The following is a 3,299-nucleotide window of genomic DNA, read 5'->3' as shown; positions in this document are numbered from 1 at the left end:
GGGCACGGGCACGGGCACGGAACAGCGTGTCCGACGAGGTGACGGCACGTACGGGAGGCGGGGCCGCTCAGGGGAAGAACGGGCCCGGCGCGTCTCCTTCCGGCCGCGGCGGGAACACGTGATCCATGACAACACGACCTGAACTGCCCGGCCTGGCCGAGTCGTACTGGATGGACACCGCACCGGGCACCCGATGGCCCCCGTCGGACACCGACACCACGGCGGACGTCGCCGTGATCGGGGCGGGCATGGCCGGCCTGAGCACCGCCTGGGAACTGGCCCGGGCCGGTCGCAAGGTGATCGTGCTGGAGGCGGACCGCGTGGCCGCCGGAGTCACCGGCTACACGACGGCCAAGCTCACCGCCGCCCACTCCCTCGTGTACGAGCGGCTGCGCCGCACCCGTGGACCGGAGGGCGCCCGCCGGTACGCCCGGTCCCAGCAGGCGGCGGTGGAACGGGTCGGCGCGGTGGCGGCCGAACTGGGCGTCGACTGCGACTTCGAGCGCTCGTCGGCCCTGACCTTCACCACCGACCCGCAGCAGCGCGCCGTGTTCGAGGCCGAGGCCGAGGCGGCCGCGGAAGCGGGACTGGACGCGTCCTTCGTGACGGAGACCGACCTCCCCCTCCCGGTGGCGGCGGCCGTGCGCATCGCGCACCAGGCGCAGTTCCACCCGCGCAAGTACCTGCTCGCCCTCGCCGACGACATCACCGCGCGGGGCGGTGTCATCCACGAGCGGACCCGGGTGACCGGCCTCACCGAGGGCAGCCCGTGCAAGGTGAGGACCGAGCGGGGCACGACGGTCACGGCGAAGGACGTCGTCGTCGCCACGCACTACCCGGTCTTCGACCGGGCGCTCCTGTTCGCGCGCCTGTCACCGAACCGGGAGCTGGTCGTCGCCGCTCCCCTGCCGGCCTCCGCCGCGCCGGAGCACATGTACATCACGGACGACATGGGCAAGCGGTCGGTGCGGACCGCTCCGCTCGACGGGGACCGGCGTCTGCTGATCGTCACGGGCGAGGGGTTCACGCCCGGCACGGGCGACGGCCACGAACGGTTCCTGCGGCTGGACGCCTGGATGCACGAGCACTTCCCGGTCGGGGACACCGCGTACCGGTGGGCCGCCCAGGACAACCGGGCCAGCGACACCGTACCGCTGGTGGGTCCGTTCCACCCCGGTGCGCGCCACGTGTACGTGGCGACCGGGTTCGGCGGCTGGGGCATGAGCAGTGGCGCCATGGCCGGGCAGCTGCTGACCTCGCTGATCACCGGTACGGAACCCGAGTGGGCGGGACTGTACGATCCGCGCCGGCTGAAGAGCACCGTCCGGGAGGGCGCGACGCTGCTGAAGCAGCAGGCGGACGTGGCCCGGCACTTCGTGGGCGACCGGCTGAAGAGCAGCCACGTGGACTCCGTCGCCGAGATCGCCCCCGGGTCGGGCGCCGTCGTGCGCGTCGAGGGGCGGCGCTGCGCCGTCTACCGCGACGAGGGCGGAACCGTGCACGCCGTGTCGGCGCGGTGCACCCATCTCGGGTGCCTGGTCTCCTTCAACGAGGCGGAGACCGCCTGGGAGTGCCCCTGCCACGGTTCGCGGTTCGGCGTCGACGGCGAGGTGCTGCACGGTCCGGCGGTGCGGCCGCTGCCCCCGCGCACCGTCTGAGCGCCCGCCGACGGCCGGGCGGCCGGGACGCCGTGAAGCGCCCCGGCCGCCCGGTCCCGGTTTGTCGCCGGCCGCTATCCCTCCCGCGGGCGCAGCGCCGACCGCCCCTCGCGCCACGCCTCCAGGAGGTGGGACGCCAGCCGGTCCTCCAGGTGGACGGTGGCGTCCGCGCCGAAGGCCACGTCCGGCTCCAGGTGCGGCTCGTCGGCGAGCAGGCCCCCGATCACCTCCCGGCGCACGACCTGTTCGTGCACGGCGTCCGCCTCCACGTGCTCCGCGTAGAAGCGCTCGGCCGCGGGACCGGCGCCGGTGCGCCGCATCGCCGCGGCGAGCCGGCGGGAGCCCGGCGACGAGGTGACCTCGACGCAGGCGAAGTGGCCGACCAGTGCTCCCCGCAGCGCCCGGTGCAGGCCGAACAGCGTCATCACGTTCACGACGGCGAGGGCGGGGGCGGGTGCCGCCTCCAGGTAGTGGCCGGGGCGCGTGTCCAGTCCCAGGTCCTCCATCAGCTCGGCGAAGAGGCGGGCGTGGATGTCCTCGGCCCGGCCGGCACCGAACTCGTCGTACTCGATGGCGACCATGCCGGCCTTGGCCCGCCCGCTCAGCCGGGGGATGACCCACGCGTGGGGGTCCGCCTCCTTGAGGTGGTAGAGGGAGCGCAGCGCGGCGTACTCCCGGATCTGCCACAGCTCCCCGTGGTGCTCCAGGTGGTGGGCGACGCTGCCGGCGTGGTCGGTGGACTCCACCAGCAGTTCGCCGATCGCCTCGTCCACGGTGCGCCCGGCGGGCACGTCGGCGCGCAGGGCGCCGAGGAAGCGCTCTTCGAGGGCCCGGCGCAGGGGCATGAGCGCGGGGTCCCACTCGCGGTCCTCCGCGACGCCGGCGAAGCCGCGGTAGTGCAGTTCGTAGAGCGCGTAGAGGGCCAGGTGCAGGTCCTCCCCGTACGGGTCGGCGGCCGCGGCCGCGGCCGCGTCGGGCGGGGCCTGCCGCGGTGAGGCGAGGGCGGCGAACAGCCCGGCCGAGAGGGGTCCCCTGGGCGCGGGCAGGGAGGCGGCGGCAGGGCCGCGGTCAGTGGTGGTCGCCGTCATGGGTGTCCTTCGTGTCCTTCGGGTCGGGTCCGCCGCCGTCCTCGCGGGGGGCGGCGCCGGGGGGTTTCCTGCGGCGGCGGTGGCTGGTGTCGCACCACGGGAGGATGCGGCTGCGGCGGCAGGTGCAGACGGCGACGACGAACCGGTCCGAGGCGGCGATCGTGCCGTCCTCCCGGACGATCTCCACCGGTCCCTCGATCAGCATCGGCCCGTTGCCGTCGACGGTCACCCGCCTGGGCCGGTCAGATGCGTTCGGCACGGACGACCACCAGTTCCTCCTTGTCCTCACCGGGGCCGATCAGGCCCTGGTCCCTCAGCCACGTCAGCCGTTCGGTCAGCACGGGACCGAAGGGCACGTAGGAGCGGTCCGCCACCGAGCAGCGCATGCCGTTGCCGGTCAGCTGCCGCAGCGTCTCCTCCACGCCGCAGAGCCCGGAGTGCACCATGAGCAGGACGCCCCGCGGGCGCAGTACGTCCCGGGCGTGCGCGCAGATCCGGTCGACGGCCTGCCGGCCGCGGTGGCCCGCGTCCCAGGCCACCGCGGCCGGGAGGC

General features: G+C 74.7%; 4 protein-coding genes. 1 reads left to right on the top strand and 3 read right to left on the bottom strand.

Annotated features, from left to right (window positions below; all coding sequences use genetic code 11):
- Window positions 1–125 precede the first annotated feature (125 nt).
- Window positions 126–1,658, top strand: coding sequence for an FAD-dependent oxidoreductase (locus AOK18_RS09045; protein WP_055570927.1), 1,533 nt, complete (start codon window positions 126–128; stop codon window positions 1,656–1,658).
- Between the two features lie 74 nt (window positions 1,659–1,732).
- On the opposite strand, the gene AOK18_RS09040 is transcribed toward AOK18_RS09045, so the two are convergent.
- From AOK18_RS09040 to AOK18_RS09030, 3 genes are all read right to left on the bottom strand, one after another.
- Window positions 1,733–2,746 carry an iron-containing redox enzyme family protein gene (locus AOK18_RS09040; RefSeq protein ID WP_055693963.1) on the bottom strand — a complete coding sequence of 338 codons (1,014 nt, stop codon included), beginning with the start codon at window positions 2,744–2,746 and terminating at the stop codon, window positions 1,733–1,735.
- A complete protein-coding gene (locus AOK18_RS09035) occupies window positions 2,727–3,005 on the bottom strand; it encodes a CDGSH iron-sulfur domain-containing protein (RefSeq protein ID WP_055693962.1) in 279 nt (92 codons plus the stop codon). The genes AOK18_RS09040 and AOK18_RS09035 overlap by 20 nt, the downstream gene beginning before the upstream one ends.
- On the bottom strand, window positions 2,989–3,299 hold a 311-nt coding region (locus tag AOK18_RS09030; protein WP_478078839.1), incomplete at its 5' end, for a class I SAM-dependent methyltransferase. The genes AOK18_RS09030 and AOK18_RS09035, both read right to left, overlap by 17 nt.

This window comes from Streptomyces prasinopilosus, assembly GCF_001419695.1.
In the GTDB taxonomy this organism is placed as follows: Bacteria; Actinomycetota; Actinomycetes; order Streptomycetales; family Streptomycetaceae; genus Streptomyces; species Streptomyces prasinopilosus.
The sequence above is the reverse complement of the archived record's forward strand: the minus strand, read 5'-3'. Positions and strand labels throughout refer to the sequence as shown.